This window comes from Cellulosimicrobium composti, from assembly GCF_010287905.1.
Classification (GTDB): Bacteria; Actinomycetota; Actinomycetes; order Actinomycetales; family Cellulomonadaceae; genus Cellulosimicrobium; species Cellulosimicrobium composti.
Genome location: NZ_JAAFAN010000017.1, coordinates 32,980 through 55,192 on the forward strand (window position 1 = coordinate 32,980; position 22,213 = coordinate 55,192).

At 75.2% G+C, this 22,213-nt stretch carries 17 protein-coding genes; 15 read left to right on the top strand and 2 right to left on the bottom strand.

The annotated features are described in order from the left end of the window. Window positions 1–18: 18 nt before the first annotated feature. Window positions 19–1,893 (top strand): proline--tRNA ligase, encoded by a 1,875-nt coding sequence (locus tag GYH36_RS07070; protein ID WP_162289489.1) that lies wholly within the window; start codon window positions 19–21, stop codon window positions 1,891–1,893. A 146-nt stretch (window positions 1,894–2,039) separates the two neighbouring features. Here the strand turns inward: GYH36_RS07070 and GYH36_RS07075 are convergent, their stop codons facing one another. Continuing rightward, window positions 2,040–3,125 carry a DUF4439 domain-containing protein gene (locus GYH36_RS07075; RefSeq protein ID WP_115942368.1) on the bottom strand — a complete coding sequence of 362 codons (1,086 nt, stop codon included), beginning with the start codon at window positions 3,123–3,125 and terminating at the stop codon, window positions 2,040–2,042. Window positions 3,126–3,273: 148 nt separating this feature from the next. Here GYH36_RS07075 and rimP point away from each other — a divergent pair, with 148 nt between their 5' ends. The 5 genes from rimP to rbfA all read left to right on the top strand — a co-directional run bounded on the left by rimP (window position 3,274) and on the right by rbfA (window position 8,925). Further along, window positions 3,274–3,891 carry a ribosome maturation factor RimP gene (rimP, locus tag GYH36_RS07080; RefSeq protein WP_115942369.1) on the top strand — a complete coding sequence of 206 codons (618 nt, stop codon included), beginning with the start codon at window positions 3,274–3,276 and terminating at the stop codon, window positions 3,889–3,891. Window positions 3,892–3,893: 2 nt separating this feature from the next. Next, on the top strand, window positions 3,894–4,955 hold the full coding sequence (gene nusA / locus GYH36_RS07085) for a transcription termination factor NusA (RefSeq protein WP_115942370.1): 1,062 nt from the start codon (window positions 3,894–3,896) through the stop codon (window positions 4,953–4,955). A gap of 81 nt (window positions 4,956–5,036) precedes the next feature. Continuing rightward, window positions 5,037–5,360 carry a YlxR family protein gene (locus GYH36_RS07090; RefSeq protein WP_225873320.1) on the top strand — a complete coding sequence of 108 codons (324 nt, stop codon included), beginning with the start codon at window positions 5,037–5,039 and terminating at the stop codon, window positions 5,358–5,360. A gap of 157 nt (window positions 5,361–5,517) precedes the next feature. Beyond that, window positions 5,518–8,364 (top strand): translation initiation factor IF-2, encoded by a 2,847-nt coding sequence (gene infB, locus GYH36_RS07095; RefSeq protein WP_115942372.1) that lies wholly within the window; start codon window positions 5,518–5,520, stop codon window positions 8,362–8,364. Window positions 8,365–8,484: 120 nt separating this feature from the next. Next, entirely contained in the window at window positions 8,485–8,925 is a 441-nt protein-coding gene (rbfA, locus tag GYH36_RS07100) for a 30S ribosome-binding factor RbfA (protein ID WP_024840550.1), read from the top strand. Window positions 8,926–9,005: 80 nt separating this feature from the next. Here rbfA and GYH36_RS07105 read toward each other — a convergent pair whose 3' ends face one another. Continuing rightward, on the bottom strand, window positions 9,006–10,484 hold the full coding sequence (locus GYH36_RS07105) for an MFS transporter (protein ID WP_162289490.1): 1,479 nt from the start codon (window positions 10,482–10,484) through the stop codon (window positions 9,006–9,008). Between the two features lie 79 nt (window positions 10,485–10,563). Here GYH36_RS07105 and GYH36_RS07110 point away from each other — a divergent pair, with 79 nt between their 5' ends. The 9 genes from GYH36_RS07110 to GYH36_RS07150 all read left to right on the top strand — a co-directional run bounded on the left by GYH36_RS07110 (window position 10,564) and on the right by GYH36_RS07150 (window position 22,143). Next, window positions 10,564–11,154, top strand: a complete 591-nt coding sequence (locus GYH36_RS07110) for a TetR/AcrR family transcriptional regulator (RefSeq protein ID WP_225873321.1) — start codon at window positions 10,564–10,566, stop codon at window positions 11,152–11,154. Next, window positions 11,151–12,134, top strand: coding sequence for a tRNA pseudouridine(55) synthase TruB (gene truB, locus GYH36_RS07115; RefSeq protein WP_162289491.1), 984 nt, complete (start codon window positions 11,151–11,153; stop codon window positions 12,132–12,134). Before GYH36_RS07110 ends, truB begins: the two co-directional genes overlap by 4 nt. A gap of 149 nt (window positions 12,135–12,283) precedes the next feature. Further along, the gene (locus GYH36_RS07120) at window positions 12,284–13,315 is read left to right on the top strand and encodes a bifunctional riboflavin kinase/FAD synthetase (protein WP_024840554.1); all 1,032 of its coding nucleotides are present in this window, start codon (window positions 12,284–12,286) and stop codon (window positions 13,313–13,315) included. Between the two features lie 2 nt (window positions 13,316–13,317). After that, window positions 13,318–14,010, top strand: a complete 693-nt coding sequence (locus GYH36_RS07125; RefSeq protein WP_162289492.1) for an ABC transporter ATP-binding protein — start codon at window positions 13,318–13,320, stop codon at window positions 14,008–14,010. 80 nt (window positions 14,011–14,090) lie between these two features. Next, the gene (locus tag GYH36_RS07130) at window positions 14,091–15,620 is read left to right on the top strand and encodes a DUF6297 family protein (RefSeq protein ID WP_162289493.1); all 1,530 of its coding nucleotides are present in this window, start codon (window positions 14,091–14,093) and stop codon (window positions 15,618–15,620) included. 252 nt (window positions 15,621–15,872) lie between these two features. Continuing rightward, a complete protein-coding gene (locus GYH36_RS07135; RefSeq protein ID WP_162289494.1) occupies window positions 15,873–17,822 on the top strand; it encodes a peroxidase family protein in 1,950 nt (649 codons plus the stop codon). Window positions 17,823–18,005: 183 nt separating this feature from the next. Beyond that, entirely contained in the window at window positions 18,006–18,275 is a 270-nt protein-coding gene (gene rpsO / locus GYH36_RS07140) for a 30S ribosomal protein S15 (protein ID WP_024840558.1), read from the top strand. A gap of 309 nt (window positions 18,276–18,584) precedes the next feature. Continuing rightward, window positions 18,585–20,810, top strand: a complete 2,226-nt coding sequence (locus tag GYH36_RS07145; RefSeq protein ID WP_115942378.1) for a polyribonucleotide nucleotidyltransferase — start codon at window positions 18,585–18,587, stop codon at window positions 20,808–20,810. Between the two features lies 1 nt (window position 20,811). Continuing rightward, window positions 20,812–22,143: a M16 family metallopeptidase gene (locus tag GYH36_RS07150; RefSeq protein WP_162289495.1), complete on the top strand. Its 1,332-nt coding sequence runs from the start codon at window positions 20,812–20,814 to the stop codon at window positions 22,141–22,143. Window positions 22,144–22,213 lie beyond the last annotated feature (70 nt).

Here is a 22,213-nt window from a genome sequence, read left to right on the forward strand (position 1 = left end):
GCCGGTAGGGTGGGGCGCATGTCTTCCGTCACGTCCGGCGCGCCCGCCGCGGGCTCCACCCGTGTCCGGGGCGCCGACCTCCTGCGCCTGTCCACCCTGTTCGTCCGGACGCTGCGCGAGGACCCGGCCGACGCCGAGGTCGCGAGCCACAAGCTCCTCGTGCGGGCGGGCTACATCCGTCGTGCCGCCCCCGGCATCTACACCTGGCTCCCGCTCGGCCTGCGCGTGCTGCGCAAGGTCGAGGACGTGGTCCGCGAGGAGATGGCGGCCGCGGGCGCGCAGGAGGTGCACTTCCCGGCGCTGCTGCCCAAGGAGCCGTACGAGGCGACGGGCCGCTGGACGGAGTACGGCCCCAACATCTTCCGGCTCAAGGACCGCAAGGAGGCCGACTACCTCCTCGCGCCCACGCACGAGGAGATGTTCACGCTCCTCGTCAAGGACCTGTACTCGTCGTACAAGGACCTGCCGCTGACGATCTACCAGATCCAGACCAAGTACCGCGACGAGGCGCGCCCGCGGGCGGGCCTCATCCGCGGCCGCGAGTTCGTCATGAAGGACGCCTACTCGTTCGACACGACGGACGAGGGCCTCGAGCGCTCGTACGAGGCGCAGCGCGCGGCGTACCGGCGCATCTTCGACCGGCTCGGTCTCGAGTACGTGATCGTCGCCGCGACGTCCGGCGCCATGGGCGGCTCGCGCTCGGAGGAGTTCCTCACCCCGACCGCGATCGGCGAGGACACGTTCGTGCGCTCGCCGGGCGGGTACGCGGCGAACGTCGAGGCGGTCGTCACGCCCGTCCCCGAGGACGTCGACTACGCCGACGCCCCGGCCGCGCACGTCGAGGACACGCCCGACACCCCGACGATCGAGTCGCTCGTCGCGCTCGCGAACGCGCGCTTCCCGCGCCCCGACCGCGCGTGGACGGCGGCGGACACGCTGAAGAACGTCGTGCTCGCGCTCACGCACCCCGACGGCCGCCGCGAGGTCGTCGTCGTCGGGCTGCCCGGCGACCGCGAGGTGGACCTCAAGCGCGTCGGCGCGGCGTTCGAGCCCGCCGAGGTCGAGCCCGCCACGGACGCCGACTTCGCCGCGCACCCCGAGCTCGTCAAGGGCTACATCGGCCCGCAGGTCCTCGGCCCGAACGCGCGCCGCGAGGCCCCCGCGGACGCGACCGTCGCCGAGGGCGAGGTGCCCGAGCGGCACTCGGTGCGCTACCTCCTCGACCCGCGCGTCGTCGCGGGCACGCGCTGGATCACCGGAGCGAACGAGCCCGGCAAGCACGTGTTCGACCTCGTGGCCGAGCGGGACTTCGCCGCCGACGGCACCGTCGAGGCCGCCGAGGTGCGCGCGGGCGACCCCGCGCCCGACGGGTCGGGCCCGCTCGAGCTCGCGCGAGGCATCGAGATCGGCCACATCTTCGCGCTCGGGCGCAAGTACGCCCAGGCGCTCGGCCTCACCGTGCTCGACGAGAACGGCAAGCAGGTCGTCGTGACCATGGGCTCGTACGGCATCGGCGTCACGCGCGTGCTCGCGGCGCTCGCGGAGGCCAACCACGACGACGCCGGGCTCGCGTGGCCCGCGCACGTCGCGCCGGCGCACGTGCACGTGCTCGCCACGGGCAAGGACGCGAGCGTGTTCGAGGAGGCCGAGCGCCTCGCGACCGAGCTCACGGCCCGGGGCGTCGAGGTCGTCTACGACGACCGTCCCAAGGTCTCGCCCGGCGTGAAGTTCAAGGACGCCGAGCTGCTCGGCGTGCCGCTCCTGCTCGTCGTGGGCCGCGGCCTCGCCGACGGCGTCGTCGAGGTCCGCCCGCGCGCGGGCGAGTCGGTCCAGGTGCCCGTCGCGGACGCCGTCGAGCACGTCACGGCCCGCGTGGCCGAGCTGCTCGGCTGACGCGCCGCGGGGGGACCGGTGCGCCGGTCCTCCCGCGCCGCGGCGTCACCCACATCGCGTCACCCTCGTGGCGTCACCTTGGTGGCATCACCCGTGTCGGCGTCGGCGTCGTCGTGGTGTCGGTCCTGCGGCGGCACCTGCGGGCGTCAGCCCGCGGCCCGCTCCGGGAGCCCGGGGAACGCGACGGGCTCGGCGCCCCACGCGACCGCGCTCGCCCACGTCTCCGCGAGGAGCGCGACCGCGGCGGACCGTGACGACGCGGCGGCGGTGGCGACGAGGCTCGCGTACGCCTGCGCGAGGTCGGACTCGACCTGACGCGCGAGCGCGGCGGCGTCCTGGTCGTCGGGGAGCGCGTAGGCGACGCGCCGCGGGTCCTGCGCGGTCCCGTCGGTGCCCGCGACCACCGCCCACGCCTGGGCGCGCGCCCGGTGCTCGGCCGCGCGCGCGACGGCGGCGGTGCGCACGTCCCCGTCGGTCTGGGCCGCGCGCACCTCGTAGCCGTACCCGGCGGCGTCCTCGCTCTCGACGAGCGTCGCGAGGTCCGCGGCGCCGACCCCCGCCGGCGCGTCCTCGACGACGGGCGCGGGCGGGACCGCGGCGTCCGGGACGGTCGAGCCGGTGACCGCGGCGAGCCGCTGCGCCGTGAGGTGCTCGGACGCGGCGACGGACGCGAGGAGGCGCGCGAGCCCGGCGTCGGGCACGACGTCGGCCGAGGCGCCGGCGCGCTGCGCGGCGTCGACGAGCGCCGCGACCACGTCGTCGGTCGCGACGTCGCCTGTCGTGACGCCATCGGTCGCGGCCTCCTCCGGCGCGGGCTCGTCCGGTGCGCCGTCCGCACCCTCCGACGCGCCGTCGTCGGGGTCGAGGAGGTCGCCCAGGCCCGAGTCGTAGACGCCGCCGAGCGCGTCGGCGTGCTGCGTCGCGAACGTGGACGCCTGCTCGAGCACCTCCAGGGCCGCCGGGTCGGTGACGAGCGGCGTGACGTCCGCCACGAGACCGGCGACCGCGAGCGCGTCGTCCACGGCGCCCGCGCGCGCCGTCTCGACCGCGTCGGGGGAGGGCTCGGCGGGCGGCGGCGTCTCGAGGCGGACGCCGCACCCGGCCGCCAGGACGCTCGTCGCGAGGACCGCCGCGAGCACCGGCACGACGGCGTGCGCCCGGCGGCTCGTGCGGGCCGCGCGGGGCCGTCGGGGCCGTGCCGCGGCGTCGTCCGGGGTCGCGTGGGGAGTCATCGGGGGCGATGATGTCACGTTCGGGGCCTGCGAGTCGTTAGGCTGGTCCCCGGTCGAACGTCCCGGCGAGCGGATCGCCGGGAGAACCGCGACAACAACACACCGGTCGTCTGGGTACCCGGCGTGGGACACGGACAGGAGCTGAGTGATGGCAGGGCAGGCGGGCGGTCAGCCCGGCAAGGCATCAGGAGGCGACGCGGCGACGCACGCGCTCCGCGAGAGCGTCCGCGAGGCCGTCGAGCCCGCGGTCCGCGACGCAGGACTCCACCTCGAGGACGTCGCGGTGTCGCGCGCCGGCGCGCGGTCGGTGGTGCGGGTCGTCCTCGACCTCCCGGACGACGTCGAGGGCAACCTCGACCTCGACACCGTGGCCGAGGCGACGCGCCCGATCTCGACCGCGCTCGACGCGGTCGACCGGCTCCACGGTGCGTACACGCTCGAGGTCTCCACGCCCGGCACCGACCGCCCGCTCACCGAGCCGCGCCACTTCCGGCGCGCGCGCGGCCGTCTCGTGCGCCTCGTGCTCGCCGACGGCGGCACGGTCGAGGGGCGCCTGCGGTCCGGCTCCCCGGTCGAGACCGAGCTGCACCTGGACGTCCCCGGCAAGCGCGGGGTCGTGACGGAGCGCGTCGTGCCCCTGGCGGACGTCGTCCGTGGCCACGTGGAGGTCGAGCTCAAGCGTGCGCTCGAGGCCGACCTGCCCGGGCTCGACGACGCGGACGACGCCTCGACCGACGACACGACCGCCCACGACGAGGAGGCCTGACGATGGACGTGGACATGAGCGCGCTGCGCCTGCTGGAGCGCGAGAGGGACATCAGCCTCGACGTCCTGGTCGCCGCGATCGAGCAGGCCCTGCTGTCGGCCTACCACCGGACCCCGGACGCGTACACCCGCGCGCGCGTCGAGCTCGACCGCAAGACGGGGCACGTGACGGTGTGGGCGCGCGAGGAGCTGCCCGCGCCCGAGTCCGACGACCCCGACGCGCCGCGCGGCCCGGTCGAGTACGGTCCCGAGTTCGACCACACCCCGGCCGACTTCGGCCGGATCGCCACGTCGACGGCGCGTCAGGTCATCGTGCAGCGACTGCGCGACGCGGAGGACGACCAGATCCTCGGCACGTTCCGCGGCAAGGAGGGCGAGGTCCTCGCGGGCGTCATCCAGCAGGGGCGCGACCCGCGCGTCGTGCTCGTCGACGTCGGCGGCACGGAGGCCGTGCTCCCGCCCCACGAGCAGGTGCCGACCGAGGAGTACGTGCACGGCGAGCGTCTGCGCGCGTACGTGCTCGAGGTCGCGCGGGGAATGAAGGGCGCGCAGATCACGTTGAGCCGGACGCACCCGAACCTCGTGCGCAAGCTCTTCGAGCTCGAGGTGCCCGAGGTCGCGGACGGATCGGTCGAGATCACCGCGATCGCCCGCGAGGCGGGCCACCGCACCAAGGTCGCGGTGCGGTCGCGCGTCCCGGGCCTGGGGGCCAAGGGTGCGTGCATCGGTCCGATGGGCTCCCGCGTGCGGGCCGTCATGGCCGAGCTGCACGGGGAGAAGATCGACATCGTCGACCACAGCGACGACCCGGCCCAGTTCGTGGCCAACGCGCTGTCCCCGGCGCGTGTGTCCTCCGTCACGGTCGTCGACGAGGCGGCTCGCGCCGCGCGCGTCGTCGTCCCGGACTTCCAGCTCTCGCTCGCGATCGGCAAGGAGGGGCAGAACGCCCGCCTCGCCGCCAAGCTCACGGGCTGGCGCATCGACATCCGCTCGGACGAGGGCGGCGCGCCGGCCGAGGGGTCGGACGGGGCCGCTCCCGCAGGTCCTCGCACTGCCGACCGGTAGTCGCCGGGCGTGGAACGGTCACGGATGACGGGTCGGCGCGGTAGACTGTCATCGACCGGGCCGCGCGCCCGCACCTCGACCATGCCCCCGGACACCACGACCCGCCCCGTCCCGACGGGCCCGGGTCCTGTCCGCACGTGCGTCGGATGCCGGGAGCGCGACCTGCGGTCAGCTCTTCTCCGTCTGGTCCTCGACCGGTCCGGCGCGAGCACCGACGAGCCGCGGCTCGTGGTGGACGCCGGGCGGTCGCTGCCGGGTCGCGGTGCGTGGCTCCACGCGTCGACCCGGTGCCTCGAGGCGGCGGAACGCCGGCGGGCCGTCCCGCGGGCCCTGCGCGTCGCGGGGCCCCTCGACCTCGCCGCGGTCCGCACCGTGATCGAGGCGCAGGCGGAGGAGCACGGCTGAGCCATGCGTCACGGTCCCGTCCCGCGGGACCGCACTGCACGACACGTCGACAAGGAAGCGGGTTAGAAGCCGATGGGCACCCGATGAGTACCCAGCGATGAGCACCCAGCACTAACGACGGTCCTCCCTGTCCGGGGCGGGCCGAGACAGGAGAGTTGTGGCAAAGGTCCGCGTCTACGAGCTCGCGAAGGAGCTCGGGGTGGAGAGCAAGACCATCATGACCAAGCTGACGGAGCTCGGTGAGTTCGTCCGCTCGGCATCCTCGACCATCGAGCCACCGGTGGTCCGCAAGCTGCGCGACGCCTTCCCCGCCGGGGGCGGCGGCGCGAGCAAGCCCGCGGCGGCACCCGCCCCCGCCCGTCCGGCCGCGCCGAAGCCGGCCCCGAAGCCCGCGGCCAAGGCCGAGCCCGCCGCGCCCTCGGCGCCGGCTCCCGCTCCCGCCGCCCCGCGTCCCGCGGAGCCGCAGGCCCCGACCCCTGCCGCCCCGGCCTCTCAGGCCCCGGCACCGCAGGCCCCCGCCGCGCAGCGTCCCGCGCCCGCGCCGGGGCAGAAGAAGCCCACCGCGACCCCCAAGCCGGGTGGCGGCACGAACGCGCCCGCGCCCCGTCCCGGTGGCTCGGGTGCGCGTCCCGGCGCGCCGCGCCCGGGCAACAACCCGTTCGCCCCGAGCCAGGGCATGCCCCGGCAGGGCGGCCCGCGTCCCGGCGCCCCGCGCCCGGGCAACAACCCGTTCGCGTCGAGCCAGGGCATGCCCCGGCCCGGCCAGCGTCCCGAGCGCACCGAGGGTGCCGCGGCGGCGTCCGGCGACCGTCCGGGCGGTCCCCGTCCGGGCGGGCCGCGTCCCGCCCCGCGCCCCGGCGGCCCCCGCCCCAACCCGGGCATGATGCCCGGCCGCACCTCCATCGGTCGCCCCGGTGAGCGTCCCGCTCCCGGTGGTCGTCCGGGCGGTGGCGGCGGAGGTCGCGGCGGTGGCGGCGGCTTTGGCGGTCGTCCCGGTGGCGGTGCCCCCGGCGGCGGCTTCGCCGGTCGTCCCGGTGGCGGCGGCCGCGGTGGCGCGGGTCGTGGTTCCACGCAGGGCGCCTTCGGGCGCGCCGGCGGTCGTCCGGTCCGCGGGCGCAAGTCGAAGCGCGCGAAGCGCCAGGAGTTCGAGCAGATGCAGGCGCCGTCGCTCGGCGGCGTGCAGGTTCCCCGCGGGAACGGCTCGACCGTCGTGCGCCTGCGCCACGGCTCCTCGCTCAACGACTTCGCCGACAAGATCGACGCGAACCCCGCGAGCCTCGTGACCGTCCTGTTCCACCTCGGTGAGATGGCGACGGCGACGCAGTCGCTCGACGAGGACACCTTCGGGACCCTCGCGGCCGAGCTCGGCTACGTCATCGAGATGGTCTCGGCCGAGGAGGAGGACCGCGAGCTGCTCGGGTCCTTCGACATCGACCTGGACGCCGAGCTCGAGGCGGAGGGCGACGACGAGCTGATGGCTCGTCCGCCGGTCGTCACGGTCATGGGTCACGTCGACCACGGAAAGACCAAGCTCCTCGACGCGATCCGCCAGACGGACGTCGTCGCGGGCGAGGCCGGCGGCATCACCCAGCACATCGGTGCGTACCAGGTGCGCCACGAGCACGAGGGCACCGAGCGGGCCATCACGTTCATCGACACCCCGGGTCACGAGGCGTTCACCGCCATGCGTGCCCGTGGTGCCCAGGTCACGGACATCGCGATCCTCGTGGTGGCCGCGGACGACGGCGTGATGCCGCAGACGATCGAGGCGCTCAACCACGCCCAGGCGGCGGACGTGCCGATCGTGGTCGCGGTCAACAAGGTGGACAAGGAGGGGGCCAACCCCGCCAAGATCCGCCAGCAGCTCACCGAGTACAACCTGGTGGCCGAGGAGTACGGCGGCGACACGATGTTCGTCGACGTGTCCGCGAAGCAGAACATGGGCATCGACGACCTCCTCGAGGCCGTCCTGCTCACGGCGGACGCCTCGCTCGACCTGCGCGCCAACCCGGACAAGGACGCGCGCGGTGTCGCCATCGAGGCGAACCTGGACAAGGGCCGCGGCGCCGTCGCGACCGTCCTGGTCCAGTCCGGCACGCTGCACGTCGGTGACGCGATCGTCGCCGGCACGGCCCACGGCCGCGTCCGCGCGATGTTCGACGAGCACGGCAACGCCGTGACCGAGGCGGGCCCCGCCCGTCCGGTCCTCGTGCTCGGTCTCGCGTCGGTGCCGAGCGCGGGCGACACGTTCCTCGTGGCGCCCGACGAGCGCACCGCGCGCCAGATCGCCGAGAAGCGCGAGGCCGCCGAGCGCGCCGCCCTCCTGGCCAAGCGCCGCAAGCGCATCAGCCTCGAGGACTTCACGCAGGCCCTCCAGCAGGGCAAGGTCGAGACCCTCAACCTCGTCCTCAAGGGCGACGTGTCCGGTGCCGTCGAGGCCCTCGAGGACGCGCTGCTCAAGATCGACGTGGGCGACGAGGTCCAGCTGCGCGTCATCCACCGCGGTGTGGGTGCCATCACGCAGAACGACGTCAACCTCGCGACGGTCGACAACGCGATCATCATCGGCTTCAACGTGAAGTACGGCGAGCGCGTCGAGGACCTGGCCGAGCGCGAGGGCGTCGACGTCCGCTTCTACTCGATCATCTACCAGGCGATCGAGGACGTGGAGGCCGCGCTCAAGGGCATGCTCAAGCCGGAGTACGAGGAGGCCCAGCTGGGCACCGCGGAGATCCGCGAGATCTTCCGCTCCTCGAAGTTCGGCAACATCGCCGGGTCGATCGTCCGCTCGGGCGAGATCCGCCGCAACGCCAAGGCGCGGGTCCTGCGCGACGGCAAGGTCATCGGGGACAACCTCACGGTCGAGTCGCTCAAGCGGTTCAAGGACGACGCGACCGAGGTCCGCGAGGGCTTCGAGTGCGGTATCGGTCTGGGCTCGTTCAACGACCTCCAGGTCGGCGACACGATCGAGACGTTCGAGATGCGCGAGAAGCCGCGCTCCTGACGTTCGTCACGCCCGGGGGCGGTCACGGTTCGTGGCCGCCCCCGGGCGTCTCTCCACCCGGGGCACGTCGGCGTCCGTCGTCGCCGGTGGCCGGAACGCTCGGCACGAAAGGAAGAAGACATGGTCGACAACCCTCGGGCGAGGAAGCTCGCCGACCGCATCAAGGAGATCGTCGCGCAGCTCCTCGACACGCGGATCAAGGACCCGCGCCTCGGGTTCGTCACCGTGACGGACGTGCGCGTCACGGGCGACCTGCAGAACGCCTCGGTGTTCTACACGGTCTACGGCTCGGACGAGGAGCGGGCCGGGACGGCCGCGGCGCTCGAGAGCGCGAAGGGCCTCATCCGGTCCGAGGTCGGCAAGCAGACGGGGATCCGCCTGACGCCGACGATCGAGTTCCACCTGGACTCGGTCCCCGAGACGGCCGCGCACCTCGACGCCGCGCTCGTCGAGGCACGGCGCCGCGACGCGGAGCTCGCGGCCCTGCGCGAGGGGAAGACCTTCGCCGGGGACGCGGACCCGTACCGCACGGCGGAGGACGACGAGGCGGACGAGGGCTGACCTCGCCGACCGCGGACGAAGGGCCGGTGGCGGCACGCAGCGCGTGCGATCACCGGCCCTTCGTCGTGCCCGGGGCGCGGTCAGCGTCCGGCGCCCCGCGGGAGGAAGAGCGCGGCGGCGGTCGCGACGGCGAGCACGACGGTCCCGACGACGAGGGCCGGGACCAGCCCGGTCGCGAAGGCGGTCGGCGTGAGCGCGCCGCCCGCGGCGAGGAACACCGCGGTGAGCAGGGCGACTCCGAGCGCGACGCCGATCTCCCGCAGGGTCGCGTTGACGCTGCTCGCGGTCGCGTGGTCGGCGTCCGCGACCTCGGCGAGCACCGCCGTCGCGACGGGTGCGAACGTCAGGCCCATGCCGACCCCGGCGAGGACGAACGCCGGGACGAGCGTGCCGTAGGCGCTCGGGTCGGCGTCCACGAGGAGGGCCATCCAGCCGAGCGCGACGGTCTGCAGCGCGAGGCCGGTGACGACGAGCGGGCGCACGCCGACCCGGGATGCGAGCACGCCCGCGAGCGGCGCGACGACCATGGGCGCGGCCGTCCAGGGGAGGGTCCGGACGCCGGCCTCAAGCGGGGAGTAGCCCTGGCCCACCTGGAGGAACTGGGTGAGCAGGAACACCGCGCCGAACATCCCGACCGCGAACGCGAGGCTCGCGACGTTGGCGGCGCTGAAGCTGCGCGAGCGGAACAGGCGCAACGGGACGAGCGGGTGCGCCGTGCGGGACTCCCGCACGACGAAGAGCACGAGGAGCGTCACCGCGGCGGCGAGCGTCGCGAGGGTCGCGGCCGAGCCCCAGCCGCGCCGCTCGGCGTCGACGATGCCCCACACGGCGAGCAGGACACCGCCGCCGGCGAGGAGCAGGCCGGGCACGTCGAACGGCTGCCGGCGGCCGAAGGACTCGCGCAGCGCGGCGACCACGAGGGGCACGCCGACGGCCGCGACCGGAACGTTGAGCCAGAAGATCGCCTGCCAGCTCAGCCCTTCGACGACGGCGCCGCCCACGAGGGGGCCGAGGGCGACGCCGAGGCCGGAGACGCCGCCCCAGACGCCGATCGCGAGCGCGCGGCGCGCGGCCGGGACCGCCCCGACGAGGAGGGTGAGCGACAGCGGGAAGATCGCGGCCGCGCCCGCGCCCTGGACCGCGCGGGCCGCGACGAGCGCGCCCGGGGTGTCGGCGAGGGCGGCGGCCGCCGAGGCGAGCGTGAACAGCGCGATGCCGCCGACGAAGACGCGGCGCCGGCCGAGGCGGTCGCCGAGCGCGGCCGCGGGCAGCATGAGCGTGGCGAAGGCGAGCGTGTACGCGTTGACGAACCACTGGAGCTGCTCGACGGTCGGCCGGAGCGCCTCGGAGATCACGGGCAGCGCCCCGGTGACGACGAGGTTGTCGAGCGTCGCCATGAACATGGGCAGCGACGCCGCGGCGAGGGCGAGCGCGACGGGCCGCGGGCGGCGCTCCGTCGCGCGCGGGGCGGTGGGCGTGTCCGCGGCGGGCGGGCGGCGCTCCGGGGCGTCCGCGACGGTCGCGCGACCGGGCGCGACGTGGGTCGAGGGGAGTGACATGGCCGAGGCCTCCCAGACTGTAAGCATTGATTGATTACTACCTGAGCGACGCTAGTTATCGACTGATAACCTGTCAACCATGACCTCCGACGCACCGGCCCGGCGCATGACGCGCGACGAGCGCCGCGAGCAGATCCTCGACGCGGCGACCGCGGTGTTCGCCCGGGGCGGCTACGCGGGCACGAGCACCGACCAGGTCGCGCGCGCGGCGCAGGTGTCCCAGCCGTACGTCGTGCGGCTGTTCGGGACCAAGGAGGAGCTGTTCCGCGAGGTGTTCGACCGCGTCGCGAGCGAGATCGTCGCGCGGTTCGAGGCCGTCCCGCCCGGCCCCGGCGCGAAGTCGGCGATGGGCGAGGCGTACACGCGGCTCATCGCCGACCCGGACCAGCTCCGCGTCCTCATGCACGGGTTCGTGCTCGGCTCCGACCCGGTGCTCGGCACCCGGGCGCGCGAGGTGCTGGCCCGCGCGTTCGACCTGTACCGCACGCGCGCCGGGGCGAGCGACGAGGAGGCGCGGGACTTCGTGGCGCGCGGCATGCTGCTCAACACGCTGTTCGCCGTCCAGGCCCCGGCCCACGCGGACGACGACCCGGTGCTCGCGGTGCTCGTGCGGTGCACGGTCGACCCGTCGGACGGTCCCGGCCGCGCGGCGGCGGGGGAGGCCCGATGAGCGCGCGTACCGAGGGCCCGCGCGACCGTGCCCCGCGTCGGCCGACCGCGCCCGACGGCCTGGTCGTCGTCGACAAGCCGGGCGGGTGGACGAGCCACGACGTCGTGGGGCGCGCCCGACGCCTCGCGGGCACGCGCAAGGTCGGCCACGCCGGCACGCTCGACCCGATGGCCACGGGCGTGCTCGTGCTCGGCGTCGGCCGCGCGACGAAGCTCCTCACGTACGTCGTCGGCGCGGACAAGGACTACGACGCGACGATCCGGCTCGGCGCCGCCACGACGACCGACGACGCCGAGGGCGAGCTCGTCGCCGCGGCCGACGCGTCCGGCGTCGCGCGCGCCGACCTCGACCGCGCGGTCGCCGACCTCACGGGAGAGATCCTCCAGGTGCCGAGCACGGTGAGCGCGATCAAGGTCGACGGGAAGCGCGCCTACGCCCGGGCCCGCGCGGGCGAGGACGTCGCGCTCGCCGCGCGGCCCGCCGTCGTCTCGCGCTTCGACGTCCTCGACGTGCGTCCCGTGGCGCCGGGCGAGGCCGGTCTGCCCGACGACGCGCCACCCGCGCTCGACGTGGACGTCGCCGTGACCGTGTCCTCGGGCACGTACGTGCGCGCCCTCGCGCGCGACCTCGGCGACGCCCTCGGGGTCGGCGGGCACCTCACGGCGCTGCGCCGCACGCGCGTGGGCGGCTACGGGCTCGACGTCGCCTCGACGCTCGAGGACCTCGAGGCGCAGGCGGACCGGGACGGCGTCCTCGCGACGCTGCCCCTCGCCGACGCCGCGCGCGCGACGTTCCCCGTGCGCGAGCTCACCGCGCCGGAGGCGACGGCGCTGTCGTACGGGCAGTGGGTCCCCGCGACGGGGGCGCCCGGGACGACGGCGGCGATCTCCCCGGCGGGCGAGCTCGTCGCGCTCGTCGAGGACACCCGCCGCGGCGGCGCGGGCCTCGCGCGACCCGTGCTCGTGCTCGCCCCCGCCTGACCCTCCGGTTCGGCGCCGGGCGCCGGGCGTGGCAGTCTTGTCCAGCGCGGTGCCGACGTCTCCCCGGCGGCCCGCCCGACCTCCGGCGGCGCGGTCGGCCCGCCCGGGCCGCACGTCGCCGGCCACCCGCTCACCTGAGGAGTTCTCGCGTGCACCTGTGGACGGACCTCAGCCAGGTTCCCCCGGGTTTCGGCCCGTCGGTCGTGACGATCGGCAACTTCGACGGCGTCCACCGCGGCCACGCCCAGGTGCTCGGTCGGATCGTCGACCTCGCCCGCGAGCGCGACGCGCGCGCCGTGGCGGTGACGTTCCACCCGCACCCGGCCGTCGTGCACCGCCCCGAGAGCGCGCCCGAGCTCATCACGGGCATCGCCGACCGGGTCGAGCTGCTCGCGGGGACGGGTCTCGACGCCGTCCTGCTCGTCGAGTACACGCTCGACTTCGCGCGCCAGACCCCCGAGGAGTTCGTGCGCACCTACCTCGTCGACGGGCTGCACGCCGGGGCCGTCGTCGTCGGGCACGACGTCCGGTTCGGGCGCGACAACGCGGGCACCATGGCGACGATGGTCGAGCTCGGCGCGCGCCACGGCTTCGACGTCGTGGCGATCGACGACGTCGGCCAGCACCAGGGGGTGCCCGTCACCGACGAGGCGACTCCCGGTGACTCGCAGGTGCGGTGGTCCTCCACGGGCGTGCGCGCGCTGCTCGCGGCGGGCGACGTGCGCGAGGCCGCGCGCATCCTCGGGCGGGCGCACCGCGTGCGCGGCACGGTCGTGCACGGCGACGCGCGCGGCCGCGAGCTCGGCTTCCCCACGGCGAACCTCGGCGCGATCAGCGGCATGGTTCCCGCCGACGGCGTGTACGCGGGCTGGCTCGAGCGGCCCCAGCTCGCGAGCGCCGACCCCGGGCACCCGGACGTGCGGCTCCCGGCCGCGATCTCGATCGGGACCAACCCGACGTTCGACGGGGTGGAGCGCCGCGTCGAGGCCTACGTGCTCGACCGCGCGGACCTCGACCTCTACGACGAGGACGTCGTCCTGGAGCTCGTCGAGCGGCTGCGCCCCACGCTGCGCTTCGACGGGATCGAGCCCCTCGTCGCCCAGATGCACGACGACGTCGCGCGCGCCCGCGAGATCCTCGCCGCGGACGCGGGGTCCACGGGGCCCGCGACCGAGGCCTGACGGTGCCGTCCTCGGCTCCCGTCCTCGAGGCGCGCGGTCTGCGCGTCGGCTACGCGGACGTCGCGGTCTGCGCGCCCGTCGACCTCACGGTGGCGCCCGGCGACCTCGTGGTCGTCATCGGGGCGAACGGCAGCGGCAAGTCGACGCTCCTGCGCACGGTCCTCGGCCTGCAGGCGCCGCTCGGCGGCGTCGTGCGAGCGTTCGGGCGCGACGTCGACGAGCGCGAGCGGGACTTCCGCGCGCGCGTCGCGGGCGTGCTCGACGACGACGCGTTCTTCCCCGCGCTCACCGTGCGCGAGCACCTCGTGCTCGTCGCGCGCGGGCACGGCGTGGCCCGGGCGGGCGCCGTCGTCGACGCCCTCCTCGACCGGTTCGGGATCGCCGACCAGGCGGGCGCGCTGCCGTCGGCGCTCTCGTCGGGCCAGCGCCGCCGCTTCCTCCTCGCGTCGGGGTTCGCGCGCCCGCGCGAGCTGCTCGTGCTCGACGAGCCCGAGCAGCGCCTCGACCCGGGGATGCGCGAGCGGCTCGCGGGCCTGCTCGTCGACGACGCCCGGGACGGCGTCGCGGTGGTCCTCGCGACGCACGACCCCGACCTCGTCGCCCGGACCGGCGCGCGCGGTCTGCTCGTCGGCGAGGACGCGTGCGTCGCGCTGGACCCGGCGGACGCGCACGACGCGCTCCTGGCGGTGCGCTGACGGTGGCCGACGCGCGCCGCCCCGACGGAGCTCCCGGGTCGACACGACGCGCGGGCCGCGACGACGGTCCGGGCGCCGCGGTGCACGCGCCGCGGACCGACCCCGACGAGCTGCTCACCGGCCGCGAGCTGCGGCGCCTGACCGCGCGCGCCGCGGCGGCGCGCGCCGACGCCGGACCGGGGGAGATCGTCGTCGACGTCGCGTACGCGGTCGTGTCCGTCGCGCTCGCCACGGTCTGGGTGGTCGGGATCGCGACGATGCTGCGCTCGTCGCTCGACGCCGGGGCCGCGACCGGCTCGGGGCAGGTGCTCGGGCCGGGCGGGGTCCAGGCGCTCGGGACGGCCGCGCTGCTCGCGTTCCTCGCGGGGACGGCCGTGCGGCTCGGGCCGGTGGGCGCGGGCAGCGCGGGCGTGCGCTGGTGGGTGCCCACGCCGGCGGACCGGCGCGGGCTCGTCGTGCCGTCGTTCGTCCGGGCGGTGCTGCTCGGCGGCGTCGTCGGCGCGGTCGGGACCGCGGTCGTCGCGGTCGCCGCCGGTCTCGACGCCGGCCCGTCGCTGCGGGCCGTGCTCACGGGCGGCACGCTCGGCCTCCTGCTGGTCACGGTCGCGGGGCTCGCGCAGCCGTCGCCCCGCGGCGCGGCCGTGCTCGCGCGGGCGAGCGACGTCGCCGTCGCGGCCGTGCCGGTGGCGGGCCTCGCGCTCGTCGCCGCCGGACGCCCCGGGCTGCCCGCGCTCGCCGCGCCCCCGCTCGTCGCGGTCGGGCTCCTCGCGGTCGCCGCGGTCCTCGTGCTGCGCTGGTGGCGGGGGCTGGAGTCGCTCGGCGCGACCGTCCTGCGCGCGCAGAGCGCGGTCGCGGACCAGGTGGGCGGCGCCGTGCTCTCGGTCGACACGCGCGACCTCGGCCGCGCCCTGCGCCGGGCGGGCGCAGCCCGGGTGCGCGTCCGGCGGCCGCGGCGGTTCGGGGCCGTGCGGGGCCCGTTCGGCGCCGTCGTCGCGGCCGACCTGGTGCTCCTCCGCCGCAGCCCCTCCGCGCTCGCGCAGCTCGTCGGCCTCGGCGCGCTGACCGTCGTCGCGCAGCAGGTCCCCGGCCTCGGCTCCGGGCTCGGGCTCCTCGGTGTGCTGGTCGTGGCCGGCCTCGGCGCCGCCGTGCTCGGGGCCGAGGGCGCGCGCACCGCGGAGATGGCGCCCGTCGTCGACGCCCTCGTCCCGCTCGGCGCGCGCCGGACCCGGCTCGCGCGCGCGGTCGTGCCCACCCTCACGGCCGCCGTGTGCCTCCTCGCGGGGGCCGCGCCGCTCGTCGTCGCGACGGGGGACGCGCGGTGGGCCGCCCTGGCCGCGCTCGCCGCCGTCGTGCAGGGCGGGGCCGCGGTGCGCAGCGCTTACCGCGAGCCCCCGGACTGGGGCGGCCCGCTGCTCGCGACGCCCGCGGGCGGCCTGCCCACGGGCGCCGCCGCCGTGCTGCGCAAGGGGCCCGACCTCGCGGTCCTCGGCGCCGTCCCGCTCGGGGTCGCCCTGCTCGTGGGCACCGCGGGCTGGGCCGCCGTCCTCGCCCAGGCGCTCGCCGCCGCCGTGGCGCTCGCGGTCGCCACGCACGTGCGCCGCGCGCGCTGACCCCGCCGCCCGCGCGCGCGTCGACCCGCACCCGCGCGCGTACGCGCCGGTCGCCTGTCACGGGCCCGGGTGCCGCGCCCTCCCTCCGGGTGAGCGGCGCCGTCGTGCACGGCGTCCGTCGCGGCCGCGCGATCCCCGGGCCGCAGTCCAGGGGGGCGCGGTCGCACACGCCCCTGCGCGAGCGCGAGCCGCCGGCGGGGCGCTCGGCGGCCCGCGCGCGGGCCGCACGACCTCCCACAGAGAGGCAGAGCCATGGTGGCTCACCCGACCGACACGTCCCACCCTGCCGGCCCGCCCCCCGCGGGTCCCGAGGACCTGGCCCAGGACCCCGTGGGCCGCACCGTCCGAGCAGTCGGCCACGGTCACGTCTTCGTCCCGACGGTCGCGCACGCGGAGTCCGACGGCGACCCGCGGCTGTCCGTGGCGCCGTTCCTGCCCGGGACCGAGGCGGCGGTGCGCGCCGACGTCGAGACCGGACGCTTCGACGCCACGACGCCGTTCGACTACCTGTTCCGCGACCTGCGGGCCGCGTTCCCCGCACGCCACCTCCCGTCGGGGGACCAGGCCACGATCGACGCCGTCAAGGCGGCTCTCGAGGCGCTCGGGACGGCGATGGCCGAACCCACCCCGGTGGGGTTCGACTCCTCCGCACCCGCCGTCTACACCTACTGGGGCCAGTTCATCGACCACGACATCACGCTCAACACGAACGGCCGCGACAAGCCGCCGGGTCCCCAGGAGGAACCGACGCCCGGGGACCAGGTGCTCGGAGACATCGTGGACTCGCCCTTCCGGGTCTTCGCACCCGACGTCGTGGTGGCGAGCCTGCACAACGGGCGGCACCCGGCGCTCAACCTCGACAGCCTCTACGGGTCCGGGCCGCAGCTGGACCGTCCGCCCGCGGACGCGCTGCCCACGCGGAGCGAGGCCGCGTACGTCCCGCACTCGGCGAAGCTGGCGCTCGGACGCGTGTCGACGGACCCGATCGGCCCCTTCGCGCTCGTGCCGCCCGGTGACGACGCGCAGCGCGACCTGCCCCGCATCCAGGAGCAGGACCTCGAGGACCCCGCGACGGAGCAGCACAAGGTCGGCAGCCCGCTGATCCCGGACGGGCGCAACGACGAGAACCTCGTCGTGGCGCAGCTCCACACGGCGATGATCCGGTTCCACAACGCCGTCGTCGACTGGGTCAAGCGGGTCGAGCCCTGGCTCGCCGTCGACGAGCAGGCCGTGTTCGACCGTGCGCAGGAGCTCGTGCGCTTCCACTACCAGTGGCTGGTGCTGCACGACTACCTGCGCACGCTCACCAAGCCGGGCGTCCTCGACGCGGTGCTGGTCGAGCACGCCCTGCTGTACCGCCCGCGCCGGCGCGTCTCCATGCCGCTCGAGTTCGCGGTGGCGGCGTTCCGGTTCGGCCACTCGATGGTGCGCGCCGGGTACGACTACAACCTCAACTTCGACGGTCTGGACGACGCCGGGCAGTTCGACCCGACCCGGCTCGCGAGCCTGGGCGACCTCTTCCGGTTCACGTCCAAGGGGGGCGGCGCGCGCGAGTTCATCCCGTCGAACTGGCCGATCGACTGGGCGCGCTTCGTCGACAAGGGCGACCCGGCCGCGCTGCGCAAGGCGCACAGGATCGACCCGTTCCTCGCGAGCGGGCTCGACGACCTGCCCAACGAGAGCCCGGACCCCGAGCTCGACCCGCCGGGGGACGCGGTGGTCAGGCTCCTGAAGCACCTGGCGCGCCGCAACCTCCTGCGCGGGTACGCGCTCGCGCTGCCCACGGGCGAGGCCGTCGCGGAGGAGCTCGGGCTGACGCCTCTCTCGCGCGCGGAGCTGGCCGGGGAGGACGCGGCCGTCGGGGCCGCCCTCGCCATGCTCGACGAGGCGACGGGAGGGGCCGGCACCCCGCTGTGGTACTACGTCCTGCGCGAGGCGGAGGTCCAGGGCAACGGCGCGTTCCTCGGTGAGGTCGGCAGCCGTGTCGTGTGCGAGACGTTCGTCTACCTCCTGCGCGAGGACGAGACGTCGTACCTGCGCAGCGCGACGGGATGGACGCCGGCGAGCGGTGTGCGCTTCGAGGACGGACGGATGATCACGACCCTCGTGGACCTGCTGCGCTTCGCGGGTGTGCTCGTCCTCGACGACGGGACGACGTTCCGCACCGTCGACGGCCGGCCGGCGGGCCACGACGGGGCCTGAGCCCTCGGGTCCGCTCCGCCGCCCGGCTCCTCGCGGGCGGCGGGGCGGACCGCGGCGTGCGGGCCGATGCGGGGAGCGAGCCCGCGCGCTGCTAGGATGGGTGCGCCGTCTGACCGGCCGCGGACAGAGAGAGCCCCGGGAGATCCGTCCCGGCGCACCGCGCAACGAACCCGAAGGAGAACCGTGCCGCTCGACACTGCCACGAAGCAGCGCATCATGACCGAGTACGCGACGAGCGAGGGCGACACCGGTTCGCCCGAGGTGCAGATCGCGCTCCTCACGCAGCGCATCAAGGACCTCACCGAGCACCTCAAGGAGCACAAGCACGACCACCACAGCCGTCGTGGTCTGCTCCTCCTCGTCGGCCAGCGCCGTCGCCTGCTCGGCTACCTGCAGAAGGTCGACATCAACCGCTACCGCAGCCTCATCGAGCGCCTCGGTCTGCGTCGCTGACACGACACCGCCAGCCCGGTCCCTGCGGGGACCGGGCTGGTCTGGTGTGATGTACCCGTCACACCCCGGCTGAGCACCACCCAGCCGCACACCACCCACCGCGCCGCCGGCCTCTCGTTCGGTCCTCGGTAGTGGCTCACGGACCCCTCGGCCCCGTCCCCGGACGGAGCGCACGGGAACCGCCGTGGACCTCGATCGAAGACCGCCGAGCGTCGAGTGCGACCGGAGCCCCCGCGCCACGCGCCGGGGCACGGACCGGAACCCTCGACAGGGCTACCCGGGCGGCGCTTCGAGAAAGGGAGGGCACCCGTGGAGGGTCCCGAGATCCAGTTCGCCGAGGCCACGATCGACAACGGTCGCTTCGGCACCCGCACCGTCCGGTTCGAGACCGGGCGCCTCGCCCGTCAGGCCGCCGGCTCCGTCGCCGCCTACCTCGACGACGAGACCATGCTCCTGTCGGCCACCACGGCCGGCAAGCACCCCAAGGAGCAGTTCGACTTCTTCCCCCTCACGGTGGACGTCGAGGAGCGCATGTACGCCGCGGGCCGCATCCCCGGCTCGTTCTTCCGCCGCGAGGGTCGCCCCTCGACGGACGCGATCCTCGCGTGCCGCCTCATCGACCGCCCGCTGCGCCCGCTGTTCGTCAAGGGCCTGCGCAACGAGGTCCAGGTCGTCGTGACCGTCCTCGCGCTGCACCCGGACGACGCGTACGACACGCTCGCGATCAACGCGGCGTCGCTGTCCACGCAGATCTCCGGCCTGCCGTTCTCCGGCCCGGTCGGCGCGGTGCGCATCGCGCTCGTCGACGGCCAGTGGGTCGCGTTCCCCAAGTACTCCGACAAGGAGCGCGCGGTCTTCGACATGGTCGTGGCCGGCCGTGTCGTCGGCGACGACGTCGCGATCGCGATGATCGAGGCCGAGGCCACCGACGGCGCCTGGGGCCTCGTCAAGGACGAGGGCGTGGCCGCGCCGACGGAGGAGGTCGTCGCCGAGGGCATCGAGGCGGCCAAGCCCTTCATCAAGGCGCTGTGCGACGCGCAGTCGGCCCTCGCGGCCCAGGCCGCGAAGCCGGTCAAGGAGTTCCCCGTCTTCCTCGACTACCAGGACGACGCGTACGCGGCCGTCGAGGCCGAGGTCACGACGGACCTGCGCGACGCGCTCGCGATCGCGGACAAGCAGGACCGCGAGAACCGCCTCGACGAGATCAAGAACGAGATGGTGGGCAAGCTCCAGGCCGGGTTCGACGGCCGCGAGAAGGAGCTCTCCGCCGCGTACCGCGCGCTGCAGAAGAAGCTCGTGCGCCAGCGCGTGCTCACCGAGGGCGTGCGCATCGACGGTCGTGGGCTCGCGGACATCCGCACCCTCTCGGCCGAGGTCGAGGTCCTGCCGCGCGTCCACGGCTCCGCGCTGTTCGAGCGCGGCGAGACCCAGATCCTGGGCGTCACCACGCTGAACATGCTCCGCATGGAGCAGCAGATCGACTCGCTCGGTCCGGAGACGCGCAAGCGCTACATGCACAACTACAACTTCCCGCCCTACTCGACCGGCGAGACCGGCCGCGTGGGCAGCCCGAAGCGTCGCGAGATCGGCCACGGCGCGCTCGCCGAGCGTGCGCTCGTGCCGGTGCTCCCGAGCCGCGAGGAGTTCCCGTACGCGATCCGTCAGGTGTCCGAGGCGCTCGGCTCCAACGGCTCGACGTCCATGGGCTCCGTGTGCGCCTCGACGCTCTCGCTGCTCAACGCGGGCGTGCCGCTGCGCGCCCCCGTCGCGGGCATCGCGATGGGCCTCATCTCCGACACGGTGGACGGCGAGACCCGCTACGCGGCGCTCACCGACATCCTCGGTGCCGAGGACGCGTTCGGCGACATGGACTTCAAGGTCGCCGGCACGCGCGAGTTCGTCACGGCCATCCAGCTCGACACGAAGCTCGACGGCATCCCCGCCTCGGTGCTCGCCGGTGCGCTGACGCAGGCGCGTGACGCGCGCCTGACGATCCTCGACGTCCTCGCCGAGGCCATCGACGTGCCCGACGAGATGTCCCCGAACGCCCCGCGCGTCATCTCCGTGAAGGTGCCGGTCGACAAGATCGGCGAGGTCATCGGCCCCAAGGGCAAGATGATCAACCAGATCCAGGAGGAGACGGGCGCGGACATCTCCATCGAGGACGACGGCACCGTCTACATCGGCGCCACCGACGGCCCGTCGGCCGAGGCCGCCCGCGCGGCGATCAACGCGATCGCCAACCCGCACGTCCCGGAGATCGGCGAGCGCTTCGTCGGCACGGTCGTCAAGACGACGTCGTTCGGCGCGTTCATCTCGCTCTCCCCGGGCAAGGACGGTCTGCTGCACATCAGCCAGATCCGCAAGCTCGTGGGCGGCAAGCGCGTCGAGAACGTCGAGGACGTGCTGTCCATCGGCCAGAAGGTCCAGGTCGAGATCGGCGAGATCGACCCGCGCGGCAAGCTCTCGCTCCACGCCGTGGTCGAGGAGGAGGCTCCGGCCGACGCTCCCGCGACCGAGGGCGCGGACGCCTGACGTGCCCTGGGACCTCCCGCTCGTCCCGGCGGGTGACGCCGGGGCCGAGCTGACCGCCGGGCAGGACGGCGCGACGATCCGTCGCTCCGTCCTGCCCGGCGGGGTCCGCGTGCTCACCGAGTCCATGCCGGGCCTGCGCTCGGCGACGATGGGCGCGTGGGTCGGCGTCGGCTCGCGCGACGAGACCGACGGCCACTTCGGCTCGACCCACTTCCTCGAGCACCTGCTCTTCAAGGGCACCGAGCGCCGCTCGGCGATGGACATCGCCGAGGCGTTCGACGCCGTGGGCGGCGAGGCCAACGCCGCGACGGGCAAGGAGCACACGTGCTACTACGCGCGCGTGCTCGACGCCGACCTGCCGATGGCGGTCGACGTCATCACCGACATGGTGACGTCCGCGCGCCTCGACCCCGACGAGCTCGAGACCGAGCGCGGCGTGATCCTCGAAGAGCTCGCGATGAACGACGACGACCCGTCGGACGTCGTACACGAGGAGTTCGCGGCAGCCGTCCTCGGCGGCCACCCGCTCGGCCGGCCCATCGGCGGCACGCCCGACACGATCAACGCCGTCCCGCGTGACGCGGTGTGGGAGCACTACCGCTGGCACTACCGCCCCGAGACGCTCGTCGTCGCGGCGGCGGGCGGCGTGGACCACGACACGCTCGTCGCCCAGGTCGAGCAGGCGCTGCGCGACGGGGGCTGGTCGCTCGACGCGGCCGCCGCGCCGCGTGCGCGCCGCGACCCGCACGACCCCGCGCTCGCGGGCGTCGGGGCGACGGGTGTCGAGCTGTCGGTCCACCGGGCCGTCGAGCAGGCGAACGTCGTCGTGGGCGGCACGGGCCTGTCCGCGACGGACGACCGCCGCTTCACGCTCTCCGTGCTCAGCGCGGTGCTGGGCGGCGGCATGAGCTCGCGCCTCTTCCAGGAGATCCGGGAGCGGCGCGGCCTCGCGTACTCGACGTACTCCTTCGCGTCCGGCCACGGCGGCATCGGCACCTTCGGCCTCTACGCCGGGTGCGCGCCGTCGAAGGTCGACGAGGTCACGGCGCTGCTCCACGCCGAGCTCGACCGCCTCGCGGACGACGGCATCACCGGTGCCGAGCTCGACCGCAGCATCGGCCAGCTCTCGGGCGGCATGGTCCTCGGCCTCGAGGACTCCGGCTCGCGCATGAGCCGGCTCGGCAAGGCCGAGCTCGTGTACGGCGAGCTGCTGAGCGTCGAGGAGTCGCTCGACGCGATCCGGTCGGTCACGGCCGACGACGTCCGCAAGCTCGCGGGCGAGCTCGCCTCGCGTCCGCGCTCCGTGGTGCGCGTGGGACCGTTCGGCGACTGAGCCCGGCCTCGCGCACACTCCGTCGACGGCGGCCGGCCGCCAGGGGGCGGGCGGCCGCCGTCGTGCTGCG